The sequence below is a fragment of the Comamonas sp. B-9 genome (assembly GCF_000410635.1).
GTDB lineage: Bacteria > Pseudomonadota > Gammaproteobacteria > Burkholderiales > Burkholderiaceae_C > Comamonas.
In genome coordinates this window covers 54781-59217 of record NZ_KE148631.1, presented here as the reverse complement: position 1 = coordinate 59217, position 4437 = coordinate 54781, and the positions used below count along the sequence as shown (strand labels likewise).

Sequence of the window (4437 nt, the reverse complement as noted above, 5' to 3'; positions counted from 1 at the left end):
GATCTGCCGGCGGCCTGGCGCACCGACGTGGTCAGCGCCTGGATGGGGCCGCGTTTTCATGCAGTGCAGTACCCCGTGCGCGGCGGCGACATGCAGAACCTGGTCATCATTGTGGAAGGCGCCGCGCCCGATGACCTGGAGCACTGGGACCATGCGGGCAACGGCGCCGATCTGCAGCGGTGCCTCGCCGGTGCGCACCGCCAGCTGCTGGGCCTGGTGGAAGCGGTCAGTGCCACAGGCGCTGCCTGGCGCCTCTGGCCGCTGGCAGACCGCGCACCGATGGCTGGCCCCCAGGAGATGGCGCAGGGCCTGGTCGCGCTGCTGGGCGATGCCGCCCACCCGATGCGGCCCTACCTGGCCCAGGGAGCGGGCATGGCGATTGAAGATGCGGCCGAGCTGCAGCGCGCCTTGACCATGCACGACCTGGAGATGCCGCTGCGCCTGCGGCGCTATGCGCTCAACCGCTGGCAGCGCAATGCCCGGGTGCAGGCGCGCGCGATCCGCAATGGCGAGATTTTCCATGCACGCGGCCTGGTGGCCCTGGGGCGCGATACGGCGCTGCGCGCCATGGGCGCCAAGCTGATGGATGTGCCCTGGCTGTACCGGGGCGATGGCTCATCGGCCTCGGCGCTGTAGCGCGGGCGCGCCAAGCCGCGCCAGGCCCGATGGGGTCTAATGGCGTGCCGGGGCCTGTTGCGCCAGCAGCAGCGGCGATTGCGGCAAAAAGCGGAAGGCCAGGCAGCCCAGCATCAGCATGCCCGCCACAAACAGCATCACATACTGGTAGATCTCGCCGCCGTGCTGCTGTGCGTAGGACGCGACGATGCCCGAGAGCCACTGCATCAGCGCCACGCCCAGGAACATCGCCATCGTGTAGACCGACAGCGCGCGGCCGGTGGTCTCCTTGGGGTAGGAGGAGCGCACATCGGCGTACTGCAGCACCGAGTAGCCCGAGGCCAGGCCCATGAACATGATCAGCGCCACGGTGGCCGCAGCATGGTGCACAAAGGCCAGTGCGCAGAAGGTGCAGGCCATCACGGCCGCGCCGGCGATGATGCGGCGCCGGCGGCGCGCCGGGCCCGGGTCCAGCCGGCCAAAGACCGACGGCGTGAACAGCGAGATCATCGAGACGATCAGGGCCACGTTGCCGGTGGCCACCAGCGAGAAGCCATAGCGGTCGATCAGCATCGGGCTGAGCCAGAGCCCGCGCACCGTCAGAAACGAGGCATAGCCCACCATGCCCATGATGGCAATGGCCCAGGTATGGGGCACCAGCAGCAGGCCGCCAAAACCCTTGACGGCCGTGAGCCAGCTGGGCTTGGGCAGGTCATCGCTGGGCAGATGCGGCTCGTGCACGCGCAAAAAGATCGCTATCCAGGACAGCGCGCAGAGCACGGCCAGCAAGCCAAAGCCCCAGCGCCAGCCGTAGTGCTGCACCAGCCAGGCCAGCGGCGTGCCGGTAAACAGCAGGCCCAGGCCGCCCACGCCCATGCCGACGCCGGACATGAACGCAAAGCGGTCGCTCGGGAAATGGCGCGCAATGAACATCGTGCAGGCCAAAAAGGCCGGCGAGCAGCCAATGCCGATCAGCAGCTGGCCCAGCATCAGCCCGTGGTAGCTGGGCGCGAGCGCCGAGATCAGCGAGCCGGCAATGGCCAGCGGGAAGGCGGTGAGCACGGTCTTGCGCAGGCCATACAGGTCCATGCCCACGCCCATGAACAGCTGCGTGACGCCGAATGACAGGCCAAACAGACCGGCAAAGGCGCCCAGCGACTCGGCTGACAGCCCGAAATCGGTGCGCAGCCCATCGGCAATGATGGAGGTGACGGTGCGGAAGGCCTGGCTCAGCGAGAAGGCCGACAGCAAGGTCAGCAGCATGGCCCAGAGCAGGGTGGACGAGGGCGCCGCAGGGCGCCCGGTGGGGGAGGGTGTAGGTGGGACCGGCATGGCTGAGGGTGCGGGCAACAAGCCAGGGCCAGAGGGTGCCGGTCCTATTGGAGTCGCCAACATAACCCTTGATACGTCGTTCTCAAGCCTTGCCGTACGTCTGTACTGTCTGCGGCTTGATGCCTCGTCTCAACCGCAAACCTTCGGTTTGCTGGGTGATGTCAGTGCCTCTTAATATGCGCCATCGGCCTGTAGGGGGCTGGCGCGGCTTGTTATATGCGCCTGCCACTATAGAGGACTCTGGCCGGCTCTGCACGGCGCAGTGTCACTTGGGGCAACCCCTGGGTGGGGTTGCGGCAGCTCACAGGTTGGTGCGCAGCGACCAGATCTCGGGAAAGAGCACGACGTCGAGCATTTTTTTCAGGTAGCTCACGCCGCCGGTGCCACCGGTGCCGCGCTTGAAGCCAATCACGCGCTCGACGGTGGTCAGGTGGCGGAAGCGCCAGAGGCGGAAGGCATCTTCGATATCGGTCAGCTTCTCGCCCAGCTGGTACAGGTCCCAGTATTTGTGCGGATCGCTGTACACGGTGATCCAGGCTTGCTTGACGCCTTCGCTCTCGGTGTACGGCTGGCTCCAGTTGCGCTGCAGCGCTTCGGCCGGCACGGCAATGCCTTCGTGGGCCAGCAGCTGCAAGGCAATGTCGTACAGCGATGGCGCAGCGTAGGCCGCCTCTACCTGGGCCAGCAGGTCCGGTCGGTGCGCATGGGGCTTGAGCATGGCGGCATTCTTGTTGCCCAGCGAGAACTCGATGCAGCGGTACTGCGCGCTCTGAAAGCCGCTGGAATTGGCCAGGTAGGGGCGCATGGCCGTGTACTCGGGCGGGGTCATTGTTGAGAGCACGGTCCAGGCATTGACCAGCTGCTCCATGATGCGCGAGACGCGCGCGAGCATCTTGAAGGCCTCGGGCTTGGTGTTGTCTGCCGGGTTGGCCATGGCCTGCATGGCAGCGCGCAGCTCATGGAGCATCAGCTTCATCCACAGCTCGCTGGTCTGGTGCTGCACGATGAACAGCATCTCGTCGTGCGCGGGCGACAGCGGGTGCTGGGCGTTGAGGATCTCGTCCAGGTGCAGGTAGTCGCCATAGCTCATGTCTTTGCTGAAGTCGAGCTGTGCGCGCTCTTCATGCACAATGGATTCGGGCTTGCTGGGGGTGTCTCGCATGGTGTGTGGGGCAGTGCAAGCGGCGTCAATTGCAGCGCAAGAATGGCACTGCACAACCGGGCCGCAAGGCCTAAAGTGGCTGCATCGATTGTACTGAGGTGATTCGCATGAAACCGTCTGCCCCATCCACACCCAGAGCCACTTCGGAGGCCGTGCCGGCGCGCGGCGCTGCCGCTTTGGCCGCCTCCCGCGCGCAGCAAACCCTGGCCGATCCGCGCTGGGCCGATGTACAGGGCCGCCAGGCTGCAGCCGATGGCCGCTTTGTCTATGCGGTGCGCAGCACCGGCGTTTTTTGCCGGCCCTCCTGCAGCTCGCGCCTGGCCAAGCCCGAAAACGTGCAATTTTTCGACACCGCAGCGCAGGCCCAGGCTGCTGGCTACCGCGCCTGCAAGCGCTGCCAGCCCGAGGCGACCGCCAAGCCCGGCCATGCGGCTTTGATGGCCCAGCTCTGCGACTGGATCGCCACGGCCGAAGACGAGCCCAGCCTGGCCGAGCTGGCCGAGCGGGCCGGCATGAGCCCCTTCCATCTGCAGCGCGTCTTCAAGGCGGCCGTCGGTGTATCGCCCAAGGCCTATGCCAAGGCCCAGCGCCGCCAGCGCCTGCAAACCGCGCTGGGCGATGCGCAAGAGGCGCCCCGCGTCATCGATGCGATCTTTGATGCCGGCTTTGCCAGCACCGCGCAGCTCTACCGCGACAGCCAGGCCGTGCTGGGCATGACCCCGCGCCAGTACCGCACAGGGGGCGCCGCGCAGCAGATCCGCTTTGGCGTGGCCGAATGCAGCCTGGGCCCCATCCTGGTGGCCGCCACCGCGCAGGGCATTTGCGCGATCTTGCTGGGCGACGATGCCGATGCGCTGGTGCAGGACCTGCAGCAGCGTTTTCCCAAAGCCCAACTGGCCGGGGGCGACGCGGCCTTTGAGCGCTGGATGGCCCAGGTCATCGGCTTTGTCGATGAACCCACGCGCGGCCTGGCGCTGCCGCTGGATGTGCGCGGCACCGCTTTTCAGCAGCAGGTCTGGCAGGCGCTGCGGCTGATTCCCGTCGGCAGCACCGTCAGCTACAGCGAGCTGGCACGCAAGCTGGGCATGCCCCAGGCCAGCCGCGCCGTTGCGGGCGCCTGCGCGGCCAATGCGATTGCCGTCGCCATTCCCTGCCACCGGGTGGTGCGCAATGACGGCGGCCTCTCCGGCTACCGCTGGGGCGTGGACCGCAAGCGCGCATTGCTGCAGCACGAGGCCGAGCTGGCACCGCAGGCGCCACGGGTGGCGCGCCATGGCTAAGCGTGCGGCCAGTGCTGCACAAGTTGCGCTGCCGCTGGAGGCTGAGGC

The 4437-nt window shown here is 67.1% G+C and carries 4 protein-coding genes; 2 read left to right on the top strand and 2 right to left on the bottom strand.

The features are described 5' to 3' along the window. Positions 1 to 636 (top strand): FAD-dependent monooxygenase (locus H928_RS33570; RefSeq protein ID WP_021027728.1); only part of this gene is annotated, 636 nt, incomplete at its 5' end. A gap of 36 nt (positions 637 to 672) precedes the next feature. On the opposite strand, the gene H928_RS0117885 is transcribed toward H928_RS33570, so the two are convergent. Together H928_RS0117885 and kynA are read right to left on the bottom strand one after the other, a co-directional pair. Beyond that, the gene (locus H928_RS0117885) at positions 673 to 1947 is read right to left on the bottom strand and encodes an MFS transporter (RefSeq protein ID WP_239645007.1); all 1275 of its coding nucleotides are present in this window, start codon (positions 1945 to 1947) and stop codon (positions 673 to 675) included. A gap of 301 nt (positions 1948 to 2248) precedes the next feature. Beyond that, positions 2249 to 3109, bottom strand: a complete 861-nt coding sequence (kynA, locus tag H928_RS0117880; RefSeq protein ID WP_021027726.1) for a tryptophan 2,3-dioxygenase — start codon at positions 3107 to 3109, stop codon at positions 2249 to 2251. Between the two features lie 107 nt (positions 3110 to 3216). Here kynA and ada point away from each other — a divergent pair, with 107 nt between their 5' ends. After that, the gene (gene ada, locus H928_RS28625; protein ID WP_084635866.1) at positions 3217 to 4389 is read left to right on the top strand and encodes a bifunctional DNA-binding transcriptional regulator/O6-methylguanine-DNA methyltransferase Ada; all 1173 of its coding nucleotides are present in this window, start codon (positions 3217 to 3219) and stop codon (positions 4387 to 4389) included. The last annotated feature ends 48 nt before the right edge of the window (positions 4390 to 4437 follow it).

Bases quoted from the DNA above. Each gene is read 5' to 3' on its own strand.
- ada (WP_084635866.1), top strand. From the start codon at position 3,217: ATGAAACCGTCTGCCCCATCCACACCCAGAGCCACTTCGGAGGCCGTG.
- H928_RS0117885 (WP_239645007.1), bottom strand. From the start codon at position 1,947: ATGCCGGTCCCACCTACACCCTCCCCCACCGGGCGCCCTGCGGCGCCC.
- kynA (WP_021027726.1), bottom strand. From the start codon at position 3,109: ATGCGAGACACCCCCAGCAAGCCCGAATCCATTGTGCATGAAGAGCGC.